At 71.3% G+C, this 20,104-nt stretch carries 18 protein-coding genes; 10 read left to right on the plus strand and 8 right to left on the minus strand.

What is annotated here, in order from left to right:
• On the minus strand, nt 1-1,683 hold a 1,683-nt coding region (locus E2C06_RS05785; protein WP_133287649.1), incomplete at its 3' end, for a protein-disulfide reductase DsbD domain-containing protein.
• Between the two features lie 140 nt (nt 1,684-1,823).
• On the opposite strand from E2C06_RS05785, the gene E2C06_RS05790 reads away from it, so the two are divergent.
• Nucleotides 1,824-2,153: a hypothetical protein gene (locus E2C06_RS05790; protein ID WP_133287650.1), complete on the plus strand. Its 330-nt coding sequence runs from the start codon at nt 1,824-1,826 to the stop codon at nt 2,151-2,153.
• Nucleotides 2,154-2,197: 44 nt separating this feature from the next.
• Nucleotides 2,198-4,717, plus strand: a complete 2,520-nt coding sequence (hrpB, locus tag E2C06_RS05795) for an ATP-dependent helicase HrpB (protein ID WP_133287651.1) — start codon at nt 2,198-2,200, stop codon at nt 4,715-4,717.
• 78 nt (nt 4,718-4,795) lie between these two features.
• On the opposite strand, the gene E2C06_RS05800 is transcribed toward hrpB, so the two are convergent.
• Genes E2C06_RS05800 through alr form a run of 3 tightly spaced genes read right to left on the minus strand, consistent with a single transcriptional unit; the run spans nt 4,796 to nt 7,469 of the window.
• The gene (locus E2C06_RS05800) at nt 4,796-5,605 is read right to left on the minus strand and encodes an ABC transporter ATP-binding protein (RefSeq protein ID WP_133287652.1); all 810 of its coding nucleotides are present in this window, start codon (nt 5,603-5,605) and stop codon (nt 4,796-4,798) included.
• Between the two features lie 5 nt (nt 5,606-5,610).
• On the minus strand, nt 5,611-6,399 hold the full coding sequence (locus tag E2C06_RS05805; RefSeq protein WP_133287653.1) for an MlaE family ABC transporter permease: 789 nt from the start codon (nt 6,397-6,399) through the stop codon (nt 5,611-5,613).
• Nucleotides 6,399-7,469, minus strand: a complete 1,071-nt coding sequence (gene alr, locus E2C06_RS05810; protein WP_133287857.1) for an alanine racemase — start codon at nt 7,467-7,469, stop codon at nt 6,399-6,401. Before alr ends, E2C06_RS05805 begins: the two co-directional genes overlap by 1 nt.
• A 254-nt stretch (nt 7,470-7,723) precedes the next feature.
• On the opposite strand from alr, the gene E2C06_RS05815 reads away from it, so the two are divergent.
• The 3 genes from E2C06_RS05815 (at nt 7,724) to E2C06_RS05825 (ending at nt 9,655) form a co-directional block, all read left to right on the plus strand.
• Nucleotides 7,724-8,299, plus strand: a complete 576-nt coding sequence (locus E2C06_RS05815) for a hypothetical protein (RefSeq protein WP_133287654.1) — start codon at nt 7,724-7,726, stop codon at nt 8,297-8,299.
• A 187-nt stretch (nt 8,300-8,486) separates the two neighbouring features.
• Nucleotides 8,487-8,912 (plus strand): YsnF/AvaK domain-containing protein, encoded by a 426-nt coding sequence (locus E2C06_RS05820; RefSeq protein ID WP_165982239.1) that lies wholly within the window; start codon nt 8,487-8,489, stop codon nt 8,910-8,912.
• A gap of 44 nt (nt 8,913-8,956) precedes the next feature.
• Nucleotides 8,957-9,655: a YsnF/AvaK domain-containing protein gene (locus tag E2C06_RS05825; protein ID WP_133287656.1), complete on the plus strand. Its 699-nt coding sequence runs from the start codon at nt 8,957-8,959 to the stop codon at nt 9,653-9,655.
• Nucleotides 9,656-9,819: 164 nt separating this feature from the next.
• Here E2C06_RS05825 and E2C06_RS05830 read toward each other — a convergent pair whose 3' ends face one another.
• Complete coding sequence (locus E2C06_RS05830) at nt 9,820-11,343, minus strand: replicative DNA helicase (RefSeq protein ID WP_133287657.1); 1,524 nt, start codon at nt 11,341-11,343, stop codon at nt 9,820-9,822.
• Between the two features lie 161 nt (nt 11,344-11,504).
• Between E2C06_RS05830 and E2C06_RS05835 the strand changes: the two genes are divergently transcribed.
• Nucleotides 11,505-11,945, plus strand: a complete 441-nt coding sequence (locus E2C06_RS05835; RefSeq protein WP_133287658.1) for an SPW repeat domain-containing protein — start codon at nt 11,505-11,507, stop codon at nt 11,943-11,945.
• Here E2C06_RS05835 and E2C06_RS05840 read toward each other — a convergent pair.
• On the minus strand, nt 11,873-12,988 hold the full coding sequence (locus tag E2C06_RS05840) for an MFS transporter (RefSeq protein WP_165982240.1): 1,116 nt from the start codon (nt 12,986-12,988) through the stop codon (nt 11,873-11,875). The genes E2C06_RS05835 and E2C06_RS05840 overlap by 73 nt on opposite strands.
• 143 nt (nt 12,989-13,131) lie before the next feature.
• On the opposite strand from E2C06_RS05840, the gene E2C06_RS05845 reads away from it, so the two are divergent.
• From E2C06_RS05845 to fdxA, 3 genes are all read left to right on the plus strand, one after another.
• On the plus strand, nt 13,132-16,278 hold the full coding sequence (locus tag E2C06_RS05845; protein WP_241671133.1) for a helicase-related protein: 3,147 nt from the start codon (nt 13,132-13,134) through the stop codon (nt 16,276-16,278).
• A gap of 13 nt (nt 16,279-16,291) precedes the next feature.
• A complete protein-coding gene (locus E2C06_RS05850) occupies nt 16,292-16,597 on the plus strand; it encodes an RNA-binding S4 domain-containing protein (protein ID WP_133287660.1) in 306 nt (101 codons plus the stop codon).
• Nucleotides 16,598-16,707: 110 nt separating this feature from the next.
• Nucleotides 16,708-17,040 (plus strand): ferredoxin FdxA, encoded by a 333-nt coding sequence (gene fdxA / locus E2C06_RS05855; RefSeq protein ID WP_133287661.1) that lies wholly within the window; start codon nt 16,708-16,710, stop codon nt 17,038-17,040.
• 103 nt (nt 17,041-17,143) lie between these two features.
• Here fdxA and E2C06_RS05860 read toward each other — a convergent pair whose 3' ends face one another.
• Nucleotides 17,144-17,590, minus strand: coding sequence for a response regulator (locus E2C06_RS05860; RefSeq protein WP_165982241.1), 447 nt, complete (start codon nt 17,588-17,590; stop codon nt 17,144-17,146).
• A 90-nt stretch (nt 17,591-17,680) separates the two neighbouring features.
• On the minus strand, nt 17,681-18,859 hold the full coding sequence (locus E2C06_RS05865) for a sensor histidine kinase (protein WP_165982242.1): 1,179 nt from the start codon (nt 18,857-18,859) through the stop codon (nt 17,681-17,683).
• Between the two features lie 75 nt (nt 18,860-18,934).
• Here E2C06_RS05865 and E2C06_RS05870 point away from each other — a divergent pair, with 75 nt between their 5' ends.
• Complete coding sequence (locus E2C06_RS05870; RefSeq protein WP_133287664.1) at nt 18,935-20,098, plus strand: YbfB/YjiJ family MFS transporter; 1,164 nt, start codon at nt 18,935-18,937, stop codon at nt 20,096-20,098.
• Nucleotides 20,099-20,104 lie beyond the last annotated feature (6 nt).

A 20,104-nucleotide genomic window follows, 5' to 3' on the forward strand; every position in this document is an offset into this window, starting at 1 on the left:
CGCCGGCAGCAGGGCCAGCGCGGCAATGGCCGCGGCGGCGGCCAGCGCCCGGCCGGCGCGGCGCCCGCCGCCAGCGCTGCGCTGCCCGATGCCGAGCGCCCAGCCGGCGAAGCCGAGCAGCACCGCGCCGGTCAGCACCAGCAGGAGCCCGTCCGGGCCCGCCTGCTGCGCCAGCACCCAGGCCAGCCAGGCGGAAGCGGCGTACATCGGGAAGGCGAGGCCCTGGCGTAGCCATTCCATCCAGGCGCCCGGCCGCGGCAGGCGCTGCGCCAAGCCGGGGAAGAGCCCCAGCAGCGCATAGGGCGCGGCGAGGCCGAGGCCGAGCGCGGCGAAGACCGCCAGCGTCGCCGGCGCCGGCAGGGCCAGCGCGGTGCCGACCGCCGCCGCCATGAAGGGTGCGGTGCAGGGCGTCGCCACCAGCACCGCCAGCGCCCCGGTAGCGAAGCTGCCGGGATGGCCGCCGCGCCTGGCCAGCGCCCCGCCCGCCCCGACGGGCCCACCGATCGCATAGACGCCCGAGAGATTCAGCCCGACCGCGAACATCAGCCAGGCCAGCGCCGCGACGAAGGCCGGGGCGGTGAACTGGAAGCCCCAGCCAGCGGCGATCCCGGACGCGCGCAACCCGACCAGCACCGCAGCCATAGCCAGAAAGGCGGCAAGCACGCCGAGGGTATAGCTGCCGGCATGCGCCCGGACCTCGGCTTTGGCGGCGCCGGACAGCCGCGCCAGCGCCATTGCCTTCATCGCCAGGATCGGGAAAACGCAGGGCATCAGGTTCAGGATCAGCCCGCCGAGGAAGGCGGAAAGCAGCGCCTGCCAGAGCGTCAGCGCCCCCGCCCCCGTCTCCGGCACGCCGCCGACCGGGGCGGCGACGGCATAGGCCGAGCGCACGCCGGCCGCATCCGTCAGGGCAACCACGCCGGACAGGGTGGCGGGGCTTGCCGCGCCTTCCGGCCGGGTCAATCCCAAGGTCAGCTTGCCGTCATGGACGCGCAGCGGCTGCGGTGCGGCATTGTCCAGCAGCCCGCCCTCGGTGGGGAAGAAAACGGCGTCGCGAATCGCGGCGGCCGACAACCCTTCCCCTTCCAGGGTCAGGCTGCCGCGCGTCCCGGCCAGAGCCGCCCGCACCGCCCAGGGAGAAGGCCGCGGCGCCGCGGCTTCCGCCGCGGTGAACAGCGGGGCGAGCCCGGCATCCGCGCGGCCCGCGGTGGCCACCGGCAGGTCGAGCCGGAAACGCCCCTCCTCGGGGATGCAGATTTCGGCGCAGACCAGCCAGTTCGCCTCGGCCTCGATGCTCAGCCGGTCGCCGGAAGCGGCGCCGGCCGGCACCACCATGCGGAAGGGCAGCAGCACCTCGCCCTCATAACCGAAGCTGACCAGCGGGCCGGTCGGGATGCGGGCGGGGGCCGGCCAGCGGATCGGGCTGCCCTCGGCACCGGCCGGCGCCACGATGGTGACCTCCGGCGGCGCGCCGGCATCGCCGGGGTTCTGCCAATAGGTATGCCAGCCGGGGGCTAGTCGAAGGCGGAGGCCTAGCTCGACCGGCTGCCCCGGCGCTACCTCGGCAGCGGCGGCGGCCAGCGTGGCGGTAGCGCGCGGCGAGGTGATGGCCGCGCTCTCCCCGGCCCGGCCGGCAAGCGGGGCGAGAAGGACCAGCAGGGCGAACAGGATTTGGCGGACCATGGCGCAGCCATAGAACGGAACGCCGCCCGGCCAAAGCAAGCGCCGCCCGCCAGCGACCGGGAGCGAATTCGCCGTCCCAGGCGTTTCCGCCCGGCGGCGATCCGGTTTAGGAGCAGCCCGCCAACCAGGAATCCCACGCCATGCCATTGTTCACCGTCGAGGTCGCAAGCCGGCCTGTGCTCGTCTTCTCCGAGACGAGCCGGGATTCCGCCGAGGAGATTCTGGCCAGCCTGATCGGGCCGGACCTGCAGGAATTCGAATCCGAGGGCGTGCCGGTCTGGGATGGCGAGGCGCCGCTTGCCGTGCGCGACGCCGACCCGGTCGAGACCACCCGCTGGGAGCAGGGCTTGGCCGAGGCGCAGGAGGACAGTGCCGGGGAGGAGGACGGCCCGGGCGATGGCGACGATTTTGCCGTTTTCCTCATCGAGCTCGACGAGGAGGGCGAGGAGGCGGACGGCGAGGAGGCCTGAGGCCCCTTTTTTAGGCGCATGGCGGCTACCTTATAATCCGCAGGATGCTGCCCGACCTTCCGGTGACCCAGGCGCTGCCCGCGCTGACCGCGGCGCTGCGCGCCGGCTCCAACGCCCTGCTCATCGCCCCGCCCGGCGCCGGCAAGACCACGCTGGTGCCGCTGGTCCTGAAGGACGAGCCCTGGGCGGCGGGGCGGAAGATCTTGGTACTGGAACCGCGCCGCGTGGCGGCCCGGGCCGCGGCGCGACGGATGGCCGAGTTGCTTGGCGAGGGCGCGCCCGGCCATACCATCGGCCTCGCCACCCGGCTGGACCGCGCGGTCTCCGCCGCCACCCGGGTCGAGGTGGTGACCGAGGGTCTGCTGGTGCGGCGGCTGCAATCCGACCCCGGGCTCGAGGGCATCGCCGCGGTCCTGTTCGACGAAGCGCATGAGCGCAATCTCGATACCGACCTGGCCCTCGCGCTCTGCCTTGACCTGCAAAGGGCGTTGCGGCCCGAGTTGCGGCTGCTGGCCATGTCGGCCACGCTGGATGGCGGCATCTTTGCGGGGTTGATGGGGAGCGGGGCGGCTGCCGACGCCACGGCAACGGATGCGCCGACAATCGAAAGCCTCGGCCGCGCTTGGCCGGTCACGATCGAGCACCGGCCGCGTGACATCCAGAATCCGCGCGACCTGCCGGAAGCGATGGCCGCAGCGATCCGCACGGCGCTCAAGGCGCATGAGGGCGACATCCTCGCCTTCCTGCCGGGCTGGGGCGAGATCCGCCGTACCGCCGAGCGGCTCGGCGGGATCGAGGCCGACATCCGCTCGCTGCACGGCGAGATGCCGCCGGCCGAGCAGGACCTGGCACTCAACCCCGGCCCGCGGCGGAAGGTGGTACTGGCAACCTCGATCGCCGAGACCTCGCTGACCGTCCCTGGTGTCCGCATAGTGGTCGATGGCGGTTTCCGCCGGGCACCGCGGCTCGATCCCGCCACCGGTCTGTCCCGGCTGGTCACGGTGCGTATTTCGAAGGCTGCGGCCGAGCAGCGCGCCGGCCGCGCCGGCCGCACCGCGCCGGGCGTGGCGATCCGGCTTTGGTCGGAGGCGCTGCATCGCGGCCTGGCGCCGCAGGACCGGCCGGCGATCCTTGAGGAGGAGCTGTCGGGCCTCGCCCTCGACCTCGCCGCCTGGGGGACGGAGCCGGCCGCGCTGTCCTGGCTGGACCCGCCGCCGGCAGGAGCCATGGCCGCGGCACAAGCGCTACTGGCGGAGCTTGATGCGCTGGACGGCGCCGGCCGGGTCACCGCGATCGGGCGGCGGATGGCGCGGCTCGGCACCCATCCGCGGCTGGCGCGCATGCTGGCCGCGGCCGAGACGGAGGGCGAGAAGGCCATGGCCGCCGATCTCGCCGCACTGCTGGAGGAGCGCGATCCGATCCGTCGCGCGAATGCGCGCGGAAGCGACATCCGGGAGGCGCCGGCCGATATCGGCCTGCGGCTTGACTTGCTGCATGGCGGTGACCACCCGAATGCAGACCGCCCGGCGATCCAGCGCATCCGCCGCGCCGCGGCGCTGCACCGCCGGCGGCTGGGCGTGCATGGGTCGGTCTACCCCGAGGGTGATCCGGGCGCCCTGCTGGCGGCTGGCTTCCCCGACCGGATCGCCGCCATGCGCGGCGTCATGGCCGGTGCCTTCCGCCTCGCCTCCGGCCAGGGCGCCCGGCTGGCGACCACCGACTCGCTGGCCAAGTCGCCGCTGCTCGCCGTCGCCGATCTGGAACTGCAGGGCACCGATGCCCGCATCCGCATGGCCGCCCGCATCGACCGCGCGGCGCTGGAGGCGCGCTTCCCCGAGCGCTTCGTGCAGGAGGAGGGCGCCGCCTTCGACGCCCGCGCCGGCGCCGTGCAGGCCCGCCGCCGGCTCCGCTTCGGCCCGCTGGTGCTGGAGGAAGCGACCATCCCGCATGCCGACCCGGCCGCCGTCGCCGCGGCGCTGGCGACGGCCGTGGCCGAGCGGTCCTTGCGCGACCTGCCCTGGGGCGAGGGAGCTAGGCAGCTTCAGGCACGCATCGGCTGGATGCGGCAGGCCGAGGGTGACTCCTGGCCCGACCTGTCGGACTCCAGCTTGATCGCCACGGTGCAGGACTGGCTGGCCCCGCAGCTGCACGGCAAGACCCGGCTGACCGAACTCGCCGGGCTGAACCTGCCGGACATCCTGCTGCAGTCCCTTCCCTGGGACCGCCGCCAGCGGCTGAACGCCTCCCTGCCCGCCCGCCTGCCGCTGCCGATGGGCCGCAGCGCCACCATCGACTATGCGCGGGAAGTGCCCACGCTCGAGGCCCGGGCGCAGCATTTGTACAGCCTGTCCGGCCTGCCGAAGCTGGCGGAAGGCCGCGTGCCGCTGCAGGTAGCGTTGCTGTCGCCGGCGGGACGGCCGATCGCGGTCACAGGCGACCTCGCGGGGTTCTGGAAGGCCGGCTGGCTGGATGCGCGAAAGGACATGCGGGGGCGCTACCCGAAGCATAATTGGCCGGAGGATCCGACGACGGCCCAAGCCGATCCGCCGAAGCCGGGTCGGTAAAGGAAGTAAGATCGAGGGAAGGTATTCTCCCCGAGCTCCTCCTCCAGTTTTGGGAGTCTGGCATCCGACCTGCGGCGGCTACCGCCTGAGCTCCATCTGAATGGGACCCTCGCGCTCGCCATTGGCGAACTGGTCCACCAGTGCATTGCCGGTATGGCCAAGCGCGCCGGCCGGGCCGCTCCAGACGATCCGCCCCTTGTGCAGCATCGCGGCGGTGTCGCCGATACGCCGCGCGCTGGCCATGTCGTGGGTGATGGACACCGCGGTCGCGCCCAGCTTCTTCACGCAATCGACGATCAGTCCATCGATGACCGCACCCATGATAGGGTCGAGCCCGGTGGTCGGCTCGTCGAAGAAAATAATGTCCGGCCGCGCCGCGATGGCGCGGGCCAGTGCCACGCGTTTCTGCATGCCGCCGGAAAGCTCGGCGGGCGAGAGGTCGCCGACAGAGCCGGCGAGACCGACCTGCGCCAGCACCTCGGCCGCGTGGTCGCGCGCCTTGGCTCGGGTAATGCGCTTCTGCGCCAGCAGCTTGAAGCAGACATTCTCCCAGACCGGCAGGCTGTCGAACAGCGCGCCGTTCTGGAACAGCATCCCGATCCGATCGCCGAGCGCCTCGCGCTCCCGCCATCCCATGCGCAGCACGTCGCGGCCGTCGACCTCAATCGTCCCCTCGTCCGGCTCGATCAGTCCGAGGATGCTCTTGATCGTCACCGATTTGCCGCTGCCGGAGCCGCCGAGGATCACCAGCGAATGCCTCGCATCGACGTCGATGTCGACGCCGTCCAGCACCTGCTTCGCGCCGAAGGCCTTCCGCACGCCACGCATGCGGATCTTCGGCACGCCGGCCACGGCCACCGGGGGGGACAGGATCGCCTGGTCGGTCATGTCCCTCATTGCGCGAAAAAGATCTCGGTCAGGACGTAGTCCAGCGCCAGGATGAGGATGGAGGAAGCGACTACCGCTTTGGTCGTCGCCCCACCGACGCCCTGCGCCCCGCCCTTCGAATTGTAGCCGCACCAGGTGCCCATCAGGGCGATGACGAAGCCGAAGACCGCCGCCTTCACCAGGCCGGAGACGACGTCGTCCGCTTCCAGGTAGTCGAAGGTGGATTTCAGGTAGGCGGCGGAGACGAAGCCGAGCTTCTGCGTGCCGATCAGCCAGCCGCCCATCACCCCGATCACGTCGGCCACCAGCACCAGCAGCGGCAGAGCGATGACGGCGGCCAGGATGCGGGGCGCCACCAGGTACTTCATCGGGTTAGTGGACAGCGTGGTCAGCGCGTCGATCTGGTCGGTCACGCGCATGGTACCGATCTCGGCGGCGAAGCTGGCGCCGATGCGCCCCGCCACCATCAGCGCCGCCAGCACCGGGCCCAATTCGCGGACCAGGGAGATGACTACCACGCTTGCAATGGCGCTTTGCGCATTGAAGCGGGCGAAGCCGGTATAGCTCTGCAGCGCGAGGACCATGCCCGTGAAGACCGCGGTCAGCGCCACCACCGGCAGCGAGAACCAGGCGATCTCGACGAAGGCGCGCCAGAACAGCCGGCCGTAAAAGGGCGGCCGCAGCAGGTGGCTCGTCGCCTCGAGCGCGAAGAGCCCCAGGTTGCCGACGGCGTGGCAGGCGGCGATGACCCCGCGGCCGAGCGCCGCCAGCGGATCGAGCAGGATGGCTCCCATCAGGCGGCGCGATATGCGCGGCGGTAGCGGGCGCCGAGCGAGGTCAGGATCTCGTAGCCGATGGTACCGGCCACGGCGGCGACCTCGTCCGGGGTGTTCCCGGGGCCGATCAGCTGCACCATCGTGCCGGGCACGACGTCAGGCAGATCGGTCACGTCGAAGGTGATGAGGTCCATGGATACCCGGCCGACCAGGGGCACGGGCCGGCCGGCGATCCTGCCGACGGCCCGCCCCGAGAGCGAACGAAGGTAGCCATCGGCATAGCCCGCGGCAACGGTGGCGATCCGGGAGGGCCGCGCGGCGGTCCAGGACGCGCCATAGCCGACCGGCGTGCCGGCCGGGATTTCCCGAACCTGCAGCACCGGAGCCTCGAGCGTTGCCACCTGCCGCATCGGGTTCGGCACGGCCGGGGTCGGATTGATGCCGTACAGCGCGCAACCCGGCCGGGCGAGGTCGGAGCCGAAATCGGGGCCGAGGAACATGCCGGATGAATTGGCCAGGCTCGCCGCCGCCGCCGGCAGGCGGGCGCGGATGGCGGCGAAGCGGCTGGCCTGCTGGGCGTTCAGGGGATTCTCCGGGTCGTCGGCACAGGCCAGGTGGGTCATGACATGGCGCAGTTCGAGCCCGGCCAGCCGCGCCGGGTCGGCTGCCAGCACCGCGGCCTCAGCCGGGGTCAGGCCGAGCCGCGCCATGCCCGTGTCGACGTGCAGCAGGGCGGGAAGTTGCCTGCCCTTGGCACGAGCGGCGGCGGCCCAGGCTGCGACGTCGCCGGGGCCGTTCAGCACGGGCAACAGGCCGGCCTCGCCATCCGCTCCCGGTGCGAAGCCGTTCAGCACCGCGACCATCGGGCCGGGGCCGAGCGCGGCGCGCACCGCCACACCCTCCGTCAGATGGGCGACAAAGAAGTGCCGGCAGCCGACTGCGTGCAGTGCGCGGGCTACCGGGGCGGCGCCGAGCCCGTAGCCATCCGCCTTCACCACGCCGGCCACCGCGCCAGGGGCGGCGCGGTCGCGCAACAAGAGCCAGTTGTCGGCCACGGCACCGAGATCGACGGTCAGCACCGCCTGCATCGCCTTCACCCCAGGTACATTGTGCAGCACGGCATGGACCGCGCGGCGGAGGGCGGCAAGCCTCGGATTGTGACGACGACCCTTGCACTGGCCGAGCAGCAAAGTACCGCAACCGGGTCCGGGGCGCGGCGTTGCACTGAGCGCCAGCACAATCGTGACTCGTGTTACCGCAGGGCACAATTTCCCAAAACCAGGGATTGCAGGATGCCATAGAGCTTCCGCCGGCGCGTCAATTCAAAGAAGGAAATTAGGCAATGGCCGACAGCAACAGGCGGCAGGACCAAACCGATGGCGCGGCGGAGACGATGCGCCGCGGCTCTCAGCAGGCTACCAAGGTCGGGGCCGAGGTGATCGGTCGGGCCGGCAAGGCCGCCGCCCAACAGGGCGACGCGGCACTGGAAGCGGCTGTCAGCCGGACCGGAGAAGCGATGGAGCGCGGCATGGAGGCAGCGCGGCGCACCGGTGCCGAGGTCGCGCAGCGCTCCGCTGCCGAGGTTACCCGCCAAGCCGAAGCCATCGAGACCAGCGGCCGGCAATCGGCGCAGGTCGCCAACGGAGCAGTCGCCGGCCAGGCAGAGACGACGATGCGGCCAGCAATGGTCGGGATGGTGGCGCTGCCGCAGGCCTTCGCCGGATTTCTCGGTGACATGGCCCGTACCAATTGGCAAATCGGCCAGGAGATGCTCCGCCTGGCCAATCCGGTTGCGCTGATCGAGCTGCAGCAGAAGATGCTGCACGGCTACCTGGATCTTATCCTGGCTGGGCAGGCGACGCTCGGGCGCACCGCCCAGGCGACCGAAGAAGCCTTGCCCAAGGGCCGGGAAAGCTGATTTCGCAACGGGTTAATTGTGCGCCGCAGCGGAACGCGTTGCGGCGCAGCATGTTCTCTGAGTCAGCGGGCCCTGGACCGACCCGCGCCAGACCACCCCGCCGCTGTCACAATACTGAAGTGGTCGGCTTAGATCGTTGATCGCGTGAATACCATCGCATCTGATTTTGCGACGGATGGGGGATTGCATGGCCGAGCCGGATCCATCAGGACGACTTATCGATGAGAAGGTCGTTCCTGTCATCGAGGAAACGGCGGTGGTCTACAAGGAGCGCGTCGTCACTGACCGGGTGCGCCTGCACAAGCGCGTCCAGACGACGCAAGAGGTGCTGGACATCCCGGTCCAGACCGAATCCCTCGAGGTGGAACGCGTGCCCATAGGCGCCTGGATCGAGGCGCCGGCCGGCATCCGCCACGAAGGCAATACCACCATCTACCCGGTGGTGGAGGAAGTGCTCGTCGTCGAGAAGCGCCTTCGCCTGGTTGAAGAAGTGCGCATCACCCGGCGACGGGACACTCGGCAGGTCCGGGAGAAGGTGTCGCTGCGCCACGAGGAGATCCTCGTCGAGCGTGATGCCCCGCCGGACGGGCCGGACCGCGACCCGGGGCCGTGAGCGCCTGGGCGCAAACGACTACATTGAAAATATAGGGGAATTTCATGATGGAATCCGTGATCGGGTTGCTGGCCGACCGCGAATCGGCGCTGCGTGTCCGCAGCGCGCTGGTTGAGGCCGGCTGCGACCAGTCCGCCGTGGTGATTTTCGACCGCGGCACCGGCCAGGCGCTCGCCGGGGAACTTGCGGAGCGCGGCCTCGAGCCGGCCCGCGCCCGGCTCTACGCCGAGGCGGTGATGCAGGGCGGCATCCTGGTCGCCGCAGAAGCCGAGACGGCGGACAGCGCGCTGGCGGTGATGAACCGCTTCGAGCTGAAGGCGCCGGAGCAGTTGCTCGGCCGGGGCGGCGAGACAACCGAGCGCGCCCAGTCCATCGAGGAGGAGCTGCATGTCGGCAAGCGGGAAGCCACGGGCGGCAAGCGCCTGGTGACCAGCGTCACCGAGCGCGAGGTCGAGAAGCCGGTGACGCTGCATGAAGAGACGGTCGAGGTGGAGCGCCGCCGCGAGGACCATGCCCTCCGTCCCGAGGAGGCCGCGCATGCCTTCCGCGAGGAGACGGTGGAGCTGACCGCGACCAGCGAACGGCCGGTGGTGTCGAAGGAGGCGCGGGTGACCGGCGAGGTGGCGCTGCGCAAGCGGAGCGTGGAGCGGCGCGAGGTCGTGCGCGATACCGTCCGCCGGCAGGACGTGGACGTGGAGACAATCCAGGAAGTGCCGAAGGCCGGCCCCGAGCGGCGCCACTGAGATAGGCTGGGGAGAAGCCATTCTCCCGCTGGACGCATGCGCCCGACCCCGCATCGACTTATGTGAGCCGGCACCTGCTGCGCGGCAGATGCCCGACTGACAGCGGGATGGGTTAGGCTTCGGGGAGGGAAATTCTTTTCCCTCCCCGATCTTTTTTCAGTGGCTCAGTGCCGGTCCGAACCGTCATGTACCACGTCGAGGTCGCCGAAGCGGGTGAACTCGCTTTCGAAAAACAGCTTTACCGTGCCGGTCGGGCCATGCCGCTGCTTCGAGATGATTAGCTCCGCCTTGTTGTGCGCCATCTCCATGTCGGCCTGCCACTTGGTCATGGCTTCCTCGAACTTGCCGCCATTGTCGAAGCCCATCTCCTTGGGGGCGCGCTGCGCCAGGTAGTATTCGTCGCGGTAGACGAACATGACCATGTCGGCGTCCTGCTCGATCGACCCGGATTCGCGCAGGTCCGAGAGCTGCGGCCGCTTGTCCTCCCGCTGCTCTACCGCGCGGGAGAGCTGCGACAGCGCGATCACCGGCACCGAAAGCTCCTTCGCAATTGCTTTCAGCCCTTGGGTAATCATCGAGATTTCAAGCACCCGGCTTTCCGGCCGGGTCCCCGCCGCCGGCCGCATCAGCTGAAGGTAGTCCACCACCACCAGCTCCAGGCCCCGCGTCCGCTTCAGCCGTCGGCAACGGGTCCGCAGCGCCGAGATGGTGATCGCCGGCGTATCGTCGATCACCAGCGGCAGGATGGCGAGTTCGCGGCTCACCTCGACGAAGCGGTCGAAGTCGCGCTGGGAGATGTCGCCGCGGCGGATCTTGTCGCCGGAGATGCGCGCCGCCTCGGACAGCAGACGGGTGGCCAGCTGGTCGGCGCTCATCTCCAGCGAGAAGATCGCCACCGTGCCGCGCGGCTGGACGCCCTCGCCCTTCTCCTGCGCCTCCCGCACCAGGGCCTGGGCGGCGCCGAAGGCGATCTTGGTCGCCAGCGCAGTCTTGCCCATGGCCGGGCGTCCCGCGATGATCATCAGGTCGGACCCGTGCATGCCGCCGGTCTTGGCGTCCAGGTCGCGCAGGCCGGAGGGCAGGCCGGATACGCCGCCGGGGGTTGAGAAAGCCTTGGCAGCGAGTTCCACCGCATCGGTCAGCGCGCGCTCGAAGGTGACGAAACCGCCCTCGGTCCCACCATCCTTGGCCAGGTCGAACAGCCGCTGCTCCGCTGCCTCCAGCTGTTCCTTGGCGGAAAGCTCGGCCTCGGCGCCGAAGGCGCGGTTGACCACCTCCTCCCCCACATCGACCAGCTGGCGGCGCAGCCAGCAGTCGTGGACGAGCCGGCCGTACTCCCCGGCATTGATGATGCCGACCATGGCAGTGAGCAGCTGGGCCAGGTAGGCGGGGCCGCCGACCTCGTCCAGCACGCCCGAATGCTCGAATTCCGGGCGCAGGGTGACGACATCGGCCAGTTGCCCGGCCTCGACCCGGCGCTGGATGGCGCGGTAGATCCGGCCATGCGCGGCTTCGGCGAAATGCTCGGGCGCGAGGAATTCGGATACGCGCTCGTAGGCCTTGTTGTTGGCCAGCAGTGCCCCGAGCAGCGCCTGCTCCGCCTGGTAGTTGTGCGGCGGCGTGCGCTGCGACAGGCCGAGCAGCCCGTCGACGCCCGCGAAGGGCGATGCCTGGTCGATGGTGTTCATGCGGCAATACTAGCGCGGAACGGGCCCTGTGGATTACGGGGATGGCTGTGGATAACGGGGACGGAACGCGGCGGCGGAACGGCGTGGTGGCCGGGCCACGGCTGCCGGAACAGCCGGCCTGCTCCGGGCGTTGGCGGGCGACCTGCCGAAGGATCCAACGGATGCGCCTGGTTTCCACCCGGCTTCATGGGGTCATGGACTACCTCTGGGGCGCTGCCCTGCTGCTGGCACCACGCCTGTTCCACCTGCGCCCTGGCTCGGCGGCGGCCCGGTCGGCCCAGGTGGCAGGCGCCGGCGCCATCGCCTATGCGGCGCTGACCGACTACGAGCTCGGGCTGGCGCCGGTGCTGGACATGCGTCAGCACCTGGCGCTCGACATCGCCGGCGGCGCAGCGCTGGCCGCCGCCCCGGCGCTGCTCGGCTTTCCCGGCCGGCGAACGCCGCATCTGGCCTTCGGCCTGTTTGCCGTCGGTGCCGGGCTGCTGACCCGGACCCGACCGCAGCACGGGCCGCGCCTCCTGGCGCTGGCTCAATCCCGCCGCAGCCGGAAGGCCAGCGGCAGCGCCAGGACGCACAATCCCGCCATTGCCCAGAAGCCCTGACCTCCCCAGGCTGCATAGAGCGGGCCAGAGGCAAAGGTCAGCAGGCCGGAAGCCAGCCCCACCCCGATCGAGGCATGCAGCGTCTGCGCCGTCGCCGCCTGGGTCGGCGGCATACCGCCCAGTACCCGCATCGCCGCCAGATGCTGCGCGCCGAACGTCACCGCATGCAGCAGTTGCACCGCGGCCAGGGCTGGCAGCCAGACCGTTTCCGCCGTCACCCCCCAGCGCACCACCCCGGCACCCGCCGCCAGCGCCGCCAAGCCCGGCGCCCCCAGCCGCTCCACCAGCGGCTTGCCCCAAAGAAAGAGTGCGACCTCGGCCACTACGCCCTCTGCCCAGAGCAGGCCGATGACGCCGGGCGAGAGCCCCGCCGCCTGCCAGTGGAGCGTGCCAAAGCCGTAATAGAGCGCATGGCTGCCCTGGATCAGCGCCGAGAGCGGCAGGATTCGGCGGAAGGCCGGGACGGCGAAGGGCGCGGCAAAGCCGCCCCGGCCACGCGCCGCCGCCCGTTCTGCTGGGAGGCCGCGCGCCGCCAGCGCGGTCAGGCCGAGGCAGGCGGAGGCCAGCCAGACGATGCTGCTCACCCCGAGCCACTGCACCGCCTGCCCGGCCACGATGGCCGCCAAGATGAAGGAGAGCGACCCGGCCGAGCGCACCCGGCCATAGTCGAACCGCTGCTCCCGTGCCGCGCCGAGGCAAAGCGCGTCCGAGAGCGGCACTACCGGCGCGTTCACCATGGCGTGCAGCACGGCCACCACCAGCAGGGCGGCGGAGCCCTGGGCCAGGGCGAAGCCGGTCACCGTGCAGGTGGCCAGGGCTGCGGCCAGCAGCAGGATGGTCCGCGCATCGCCGAAGCCATCCGCCCCGCGTCCTACGGCGGGCGCCGCCAGCAGCCGCACGGCGGAGCCGGCAGCAAGCACCAGAGCGATCTCCTGCGCCGTAAGCCCATGGTCCCGGAGCACCGCGGGGAGGAAGGGCATGAGGATGCCGACCGCGGCGAATTGTGCGGCGAAAAGCAGGGCGAAACGGGCGGGAGCTGACACCGGGACGCGCTCAGCCGACCGGCATCGTCGGGCGGCACGGCATTGCGACGGCGGGTCGGGCTTGGTCTGCACGCATCGGCGCCCCCTAACTTCCGGCCCACGTGGTTGCAAATCCTGCGCATCCGGCCCATGCATGGCGCCGCATGCCCGACCCCCACACCCCCATGTTCGACGCCCGCGTCAAGGCCGTGTTGGGCCCCACCAACACCGGCAAGACGCATCTGGCGATCACCCGCCTGCTGGCCCATTCCAGCGGCATCATCGGCTTCCCGCTGCGCCTGCTGGCGCGCGAGAATTACGACCGCATGGTCGCCGCGAAAGGGGAGCAGCACGTCGCCCTGATCACGGGTGAGGAGAAGATCGTCCCGCCCGGCGCCAAGTGGTTCGCCTGCACGGTCGAGGCCATGCCGCTTGACCGCCGCGTGGAATTCGTCGCGGTGGACGAGATCCAGCTCTGCGCCGACCCCGACCGCGGCCATGTGTTCACCGACCGCCTGCTGAATGCACGCGGCATGGTCGAGACTATGTTCATGGGCGCCGAGACCATCCGCCCGCTGCTGCAGCGCCTAGTGCCGCGAGCCGAGATCGAGACACGGCCGCGGCTGTCGCAGTTGACCCATTCCGGCCCCGCCAAGCTCACCCGCCTGCCGCCGCGCAGCGCCGTCGTCGCCTTCTCGGCGGCCGAGGTCTACGCGATCGCCGAGGCCATCCGCCGGCGCCGCGGCGGCTGCGCCGTGGTGATGGGGCGCCTGTCGCCCCGCACCCGCAACGCCCAGGTGGCGCTTTACCAGAACCGCGAGGTCGACTTCCTGGTGGCGACCGACGCCATCGGGATGGGGCTGAACATGGATGTCGACCATGTCGCCTTCGCCGCCCTGCAGAAATTCGATGGCCATAAGGCCCGCCAGCTGACCGCGCAGGAAGCCGCGCAGATCGCCGGCCGCGCCGGCCGCGGCATGCGCGACGGTACCTTCGGCACGACCGGCGAATGCCCAGCCCTGCCGGACGAGATCGTCTACAAGATCGAGAACCACAATTTCGAATCGCTGCAGACCCTGGCCTGGCGGAACAGCGAGCTCGACTTCACCAGCGTCGACGCGCTGATGGACAGCCTTTCCACCCCGCCTCCTCTGCCCGGCTTGGCACGCGGCAACGATGCCGACGACTTCATCACGCTCTCCATGCTGACGCGGGAGCAGGAGCTGCGCGCCTTGGCCTCGGGCCGCAACCGCGTCCAGCTACTCTGGGAAGCCTGCCAAGTGCCGGATTTCCGCAAGCTGGCGGACGACACCCACACGCGGCTCGTCGGCCGCATCTTCAAGCACTTGGCCGAGGACGGCGTGCTGCCGAGCGACTGGGTGGCCGGGCAGATCGCCCAATGTGGCGCGACCGAAGGCGACCTCGATACGCTGATGGCGCGCCTGGCCAATATCCGGGTCTGGTCCTACATCGCCGCCCGCGCCGACTGGACCCGCGACGCCGCGACCTTCCAGGCGGAGGCCCGGAAGGCCGAGGACGCGGTCTCCGACGCGCTGCACGAGCGGCTGACCGCCCGCTTCGTCGACCGGCGCGCCGCCCACCTTATGCGCCGGCTGGACGACACGGAAGGCGAGGACCTGCTTTCCGCGGTGACGCGCCAGGGCGAGGTGGTGGTCGAGGGGCATACCGTCGGCAAGGTCGCCGGCTTTCTCTTTCACCCCAAGGCCGAAGGCGCGACCGAGGAGGAGCGGAAGCTCGTCCTCCGCGCCGCCCGTCGTGCGCTGCGGGAGGAGATGCCGCGCCGCGTCGCCGCGGTGGAGACCGCCAAGGACGAAGCATTCGCGCTGACGCCGAACCATCGCGTCACCTGGACCAGCCCCGGCGCCGAGCCGGCCGAGATCGCCCGGCTGCGGATCGGCGACCAGCCCGGCAAGCCGCAGGTCGAGGTGCTGGCGAGCGAGTTCCTCGACGGCGCCCAGCGCGAGCGCGTCCGCGCCCGACTGGCCAAGTATGTGGAAGGGCTGGTGGGCAAGGAGCTCGCCATCCTGTCCACGATCGAGGCGAAGGCGGAGGCCGAGGGCGCGCTGCGCGGCCCGGCCTACACCTTGCGCGAGCATCTCGGACTGGTCCCCGGCAACACCAATGCCGGGATCAACCAGGATCTGCGGCAAAAGCTGAAGGCGATAGGCGTCCGAGCCGGCCGTTTCGCACTGTTTGTCCCGGAAGCCCTGAAGCCGCGCGCCATGGCGCTGCGGGCGCAGCTCTGGGCGATGTCACGCAACATCGACACCCCCTCGCTGCCCGCCCCGGGCCTCGTCGCGCTGCAGCTGCGCGAGGCCCATGAGGGCGAGACCAACCCGCCACCCCCGATCGGCTGGCCGCCGGGCTTTGCCCAGACCATGGGCTGGCTGCCGGCCGGGCCGGTGCTGCTGCGGCTGGACGTCGCCGAACGCATCGCCGCCGAGCTCGGCTTCCTGACAAGGCGCGCCCCGGCGCCGCCGCCTCCCGACCTCGCCAGCCGGCTCGGCGTGAAGGCGGATACGCTGGGGGCGGCGCTGACCGCGCTCGGCTTCCGTCTGCTGGAAGCGCCGCCGCTGGCGGAGAACGAGTACGGCCCGCCGACCCCGCTGCGCGTCGCCCAGCCGCGCCCACAACACCATCAGCACCAGCGTGGCCCAAGGCCGCATGGGCGTAACGAAGGACGCAACGAGGGCCGGGCCGGGCTCGGGCCGCGGCCGCAGCAGGGCGAGGCGCGGCAGGATGGGCCTCGGCAGACCCGCCGCGATGCCCGGCCGGAAGGACAGCGGGAAGCCCGGCCCGGCCAGCGCCCGCCGCAGGAGAACCGTCCGCAGCACGACCGGCAAGAGGGCCGCCCGCCGCGCGATCGGCAGGACGGCCGCCCGCCGCGTGACCGCGGCGACCGCCGCCCGGCTCATGCGCAGCGCGACATGCACCGGGAAGACCGACCGGTCCGCGTGCCGGACGCGCCGCTGCCGCCGCCCACCAGTGCGGCGATGATCTTCTTCGGCCCGCCCATCCCGCCCGAACTGCGCAAGTCACCGGGCCGGATGGAGGTCTCTCGTGGCCCCGGCGGTGGCGGCAAGCCCTGGCAGGGCCGTGACCGCGGCCCGGGCGGCGGCCCCGGCGGCCCACCGCGCGGCCCGAGGCCGGATCGGCGCGACGAAGACCGCGGCCCGCGCGGGCCACGGCCGGAAGAGCGCGAGGCGCGCAAGCCGGCAGAGCCGGCCGGGCCGAACCCGGATTCGCCCTTCGCGGTCCTGGCGCGGCTGAAGCTGCAGCAGAGCGGGTAGCGAGAGGCAGGGCGTGGCGGAAGGCGGCGAGGACCGGGACTGGCAGCGGCTCGACAAATGGTTGTGGTGCGCGCGGGTCGCCAAATCTCGCGCCGCCTGCGCCCGCATCGTCGAATCCGGCGCCTTCCGCATCAACCGCCAGCCGACCGATAAGCCGCATGCCAGGCTGCGGCTAGGCGACACCATCACCTTTGCCCTCGGCACGCCGGAACGCGGCGTGGTGCGGGTCTGGCGGGTGCTGGCGCTCGGCGACCGGCGCGGCCCGGCCAGCGAGGCGCGGAGCCTGTTCGAGGACCTGGTGCCGCCCTCGCAGGGCTGACCCGTGCAATCCTGATCCGCGAAGCCGGCAGAGCCCGGATGGGTTGCCTTCGCGCGCGGCCCGGTCCATCTCTGCGGCGCCGATCAGCCGGGCCCGAGGGACTGCCAGCCGTGACCTATGTCGTTCTCGAGAACTGCATCAAGTGCAAGTACATGGACTGCGTCGAGGTCTGTCCGGTGGACTGCTTCTACGTCGGCGAGAACATGCTGGTCATCCATCCGGACGAGTGCATCGATTGCGGCGTCTGCGAGCCGGAATGTCCCGCCGAGGCGATCGTGCCGGACAGCGACGATCGGGCGACCGAATATGCCGAGTTGAACCGGCAATATGCGGCGGAATGGCCGAACATCACTCGAAAGGGTGAGCCGCCCGCAGATGCCGAGGAATGGAAGAACAAGCCCGGCAAGCGCGCCCTGTTCAGCGAGAAGCCCGGCACGCCCTAGCAGCCTGCCGGAACCTTCGGGTCGGCACGCGCTTCGGCGGGTCGTTGGGAAGGTGCGGCCACAACTCCGGGCGTGCCTGCCCCGCAACGCTCTGCTTAGAGCCTCAGACCCGGTCGACCTGCCGGCGTCCACCCCGTGGCCGGGCGCCACATTTCGCCTGGGCCATCACGTCGCGCACCGCGCCGACCAGGTATTCGCCATGCTGCGGTTTCTGCAGTCGCACCGTCGGCCAGCCTAGTCCGCGCAGGTCGGCCTGCGGGGCGTCGCTGTCGTAGCCGGTCACCACCACGATCGGCAGGTCGGGCCGCAGCCGCCGCAGCGATCGGATGATGCCATGGCCGAGCAGTTCGCCGTTCAGCCGCAGGTTCACCACCGCGACCGACAGCGCCGCGGCCGGCACCGCCCGCGCCGCCGCCTCGGAGCAGGCAATCAGGGTGGCGAAGCCGGCTCCCGCCAGCAGGTCCTCCATCTCCAGCGCCAGCAGCGCCTCGTCGTCCACCACGAGCGCGAGCGGTGCGGCCGCTGCGGGGTTATCGTCCTGTCGTTCCATGCTGCCTCGGCTGGGGGCGCCATCTGGACGACGCTCCTGCTCAACAATCATCGCAGGCCATTCGTTACAGAAGCTTCACAGCCTTGCACGTCACCGCAGCGGGAGCAGACGGAACTGCAGCGTGAGCCGGGTCCCCCGCCCGGCGGGCGACCAGTCCAGCCGGGCAGAGAGCTGCCGCGCCAGCCCCTCGACCAGCCGCATGCCGGTACCGCCGGAGCGTTCCTCCGGCAGGCCACGGCCATTGTCGCAGAGGATGACGCGCAATTCGCCGCCTCGCGTCGGCTCCAGCCGCAGGCCTATGGTACCGCGGGTGCCCTCACCGCCGCGTGGGGCCGCGTCGAACGCGTATTTCAGGCTGTTGGTAATGAACTCGTTGACGATGAGGCCGAGCGGCGCCGCCTGTTCCGGCGGCACGATGATGCGCCGCATCTCCAGCACCAGGCGGATGCCGTGCTCGTCCTCGGCATGGAAGCGCAGAAGCGTTCCGGCCAGCTCGCCCAGGTAGGCGCCGAGATCGACCCGGTCGACATCTCCCGCGAGGTAGAGCTTGTCGTGCAGCAGCCGCAGCGCGTCGACCCTCTGGCGCACCACCCGCAGCGCGTCCAACGTCTCGGGCGAGCGGGCACGGCGGGACTGCAGCTGCATCAGGCCGATGATGACTTGCAGATTGTTCTTCACCCGATGCTGCAATTCGCGGAACAGCCGTTCCACATCCGCCGCCCGGGCGCGCAACTCGTCCCCCGCGCGCAGACGGTCCACCGCGGCAGCCAGCATGTTGGCATAGGTTTGTAGGAAGGCGATCTCATCGGCATCGAAGGCGCGCGGCGCGCGGCTGTCGACTTCCAGCAGGCCGTAGGGCGGCCGGCTGTCGGCGCCGATGACGGTGACGTTCACCAGCGACCGCACGCCATGGTCGCGCATGAATTCGGCAATCGGAAAGCGAGCCTCGGTCTCGGTGTCTTCGCTGACCACGGCCTCGGGGCTCGACAGCGCCAGCCCTTCCAGCGTGCCGGGCTCGGCTTTCAGCGTGACATGGCCCACCACGCCGGGCTTCCAGCCGACACCGGCGCGGACCAGCAGCGTGCGGCCATCCGGCTGCAGCTCCAGCACCTTAGCCAGCCCAGTGCCGAGCCCTTCGGCGACCAAGCGGCAGGCATCGTGCAGGATCGCCTGCAGGTCGTCGGAATGCAGCGCCAGCTCCCCGAAGCGGGCAAGCGCGGTCTGCTGCGCCAGCAATCGGTCCGCGCTGCGCTGGGCTGGATCGGACATGGCGGTGCAAAAGCCCGGCAGCCCTTGTGGTTCCGCGACCATGACGGCGGCGCGAGCAGCCGCTAGGCTTGGCCGGTGCCCCCCTTTCTCCGCCAGGCCCTTGCCGGTGCCGCCGCCACCGCCTCGGGCAACGGCCTCGCCCGCTTCGCCTATGTGCCGCTTTTCCCCGCCATGGTGGGCGCCGGCTGGGTGGACGGCGCCGAGGCCGGGACGCTCGGCGCGGCGGCACTGGCCGGCTACCTGATTGGCACGCTGATCGGGCGGCGCGCGGGGCAGCGGCTCGGGGTGCCGGGCACGCTCGACCTCGGGATGGCGCTGGTGGTCGTCTCCCTCGCCACCTGCGCTTGGAATGGCGGCTTCTGGTGGTTCCTGCCCTGGCGCGGCCTTGCCGGGATGGGCGGCGGGCTGTTGATGGCACTGGCCGGGCCGGCCACCCAGGCCTCCGTGGCGCCGGCGCAGCGCGGCCGGGCGGGCGGCGTGGTGATCGCCGGAGTCGGCTCTGGCATCGCCACGGGGGCACTTATGGTGCCTGCGCTGCTGCCGGCCGGGCTGCCGTCGACCTGGCTGGGGCTGGCCGGGCTGGTGCTGCTGCTTTGGGGACTGGCCCGCCCCCGCTGGCCGGACATGGCGCTGGATGGCGCGGCGGGGGAGGCACCGCCGCCCGCGGTGCTGCTGCTGACGACCTACGGGCTCTATGCCGCCGGGATGGTGCCGCCGATGGTCTACCTGGCCGACCTCGCCGCGCGCGGGCGGGGCCTCGGCGTCGGCATCGCCGCGCTGCTGTGGCTGGTCTTCGGCCTGGCCGGGGTCGCCGGCGGGGTGCTGAGCGGGCGGGCGGTGGACCGGCTGGGCGGCATGGCGACGCTCAGGCTCTGGCTGCTGATCCAGGTTGCAGCCCTGGCCTTGTGCCTGCCGCCCTGGCCGGTGCTGGTGCTGCCGGCCGCGGCGGCGGCGGGCTTCGCCGCGGTCGGCGTCACTGCCGTGGCCCTCAGCGTGACGCGGGAGATCGCCGGGGTGCAGGCGACCGGGCTCTGGCTGCGCTGCAACCTGACCTTCGCGGTGGTGCAGACGGTCGTGGGCTTCGGCCTCGCCGCGGTCTTCGCGGCGACCGGCGAAAGCCACATGGCGGTCTTCGGCGCCGGCCTCGGCTTCTCGCTGGCCGGCTTCGGCACGGCGGCGGTGCTGGCGCGGCAGGCAGGGCGTTCACCGGCGGAACCGGCAGCACCGCACGGCGTCTGACAGCGC

The sequence above is a fragment of the Dankookia rubra genome, from assembly GCF_004355005.1.
GTDB classification, from domain to species: domain Bacteria; phylum Pseudomonadota; class Alphaproteobacteria; order Acetobacterales; family Acetobacteraceae; genus Paracraurococcus; species Paracraurococcus ruber_A.

Excerpts from the sequence above, each read along its gene's own strand:
- E2C06_RS05790 (WP_133287650.1), top strand. The coding sequence starts at position 1,824 with ATGCCATTGTTCACCGTCGAGGTCGCAAGCCGGCCTGTGCTCGTCTTC.
- hrpB (WP_133287651.1), top strand. The coding sequence starts at position 2,198 with ATGCTGCCCGACCTTCCGGTGACCCAGGCGCTGCCCGCGCTGACCGCG.
- E2C06_RS05800 (WP_133287652.1), bottom strand. The coding sequence starts at position 5,605 with ATGACCGACCAGGCGATCCTGTCCCCCCCGGTGGCCGTGGCCGGCGTG.
- E2C06_RS05805 (WP_133287653.1), bottom strand. The coding sequence starts at position 6,399 with ATGGGAGCCATCCTGCTCGATCCGCTGGCGGCGCTCGGCCGCGGGGTC.
- alr (WP_133287857.1), bottom strand. The coding sequence starts at position 7,469 with ATGCAGGCGGTGCTGACCGTCGATCTCGGTGCCGTGGCCGACAACTGG.
- E2C06_RS05815 (WP_133287654.1), top strand. The coding sequence starts at position 7,724 with ATGGCCGACAGCAACAGGCGGCAGGACCAAACCGATGGCGCGGCGGAG.
- E2C06_RS05820 (WP_165982239.1), top strand. The coding sequence starts at position 8,487 with ATGGCCGAGCCGGATCCATCAGGACGACTTATCGATGAGAAGGTCGTT.
- E2C06_RS05825 (WP_133287656.1), top strand. The coding sequence starts at position 8,957 with ATGATGGAATCCGTGATCGGGTTGCTGGCCGACCGCGAATCGGCGCTG.
- E2C06_RS05830 (WP_133287657.1), bottom strand. The coding sequence starts at position 11,343 with ATGAACACCATCGACCAGGCATCGCCCTTCGCGGGCGTCGACGGGCTG.
- E2C06_RS05835 (WP_133287658.1), top strand. The coding sequence starts at position 11,505 with ATGCGCCTGGTTTCCACCCGGCTTCATGGGGTCATGGACTACCTCTGG.
- E2C06_RS05845 (WP_241671133.1), top strand. The coding sequence starts at position 13,132 with ATGCCCGACCCCCACACCCCCATGTTCGACGCCCGCGTCAAGGCCGTG.
- E2C06_RS05860 (WP_165982241.1), bottom strand. The coding sequence starts at position 17,590 with ATGGAACGACAGGACGATAACCCCGCAGCGGCCGCACCGCTCGCGCTC.
- E2C06_RS05865 (WP_165982242.1), bottom strand. The coding sequence starts at position 18,859 with ATGTCCGATCCAGCCCAGCGCAGCGCGGACCGATTGCTGGCGCAGCAG.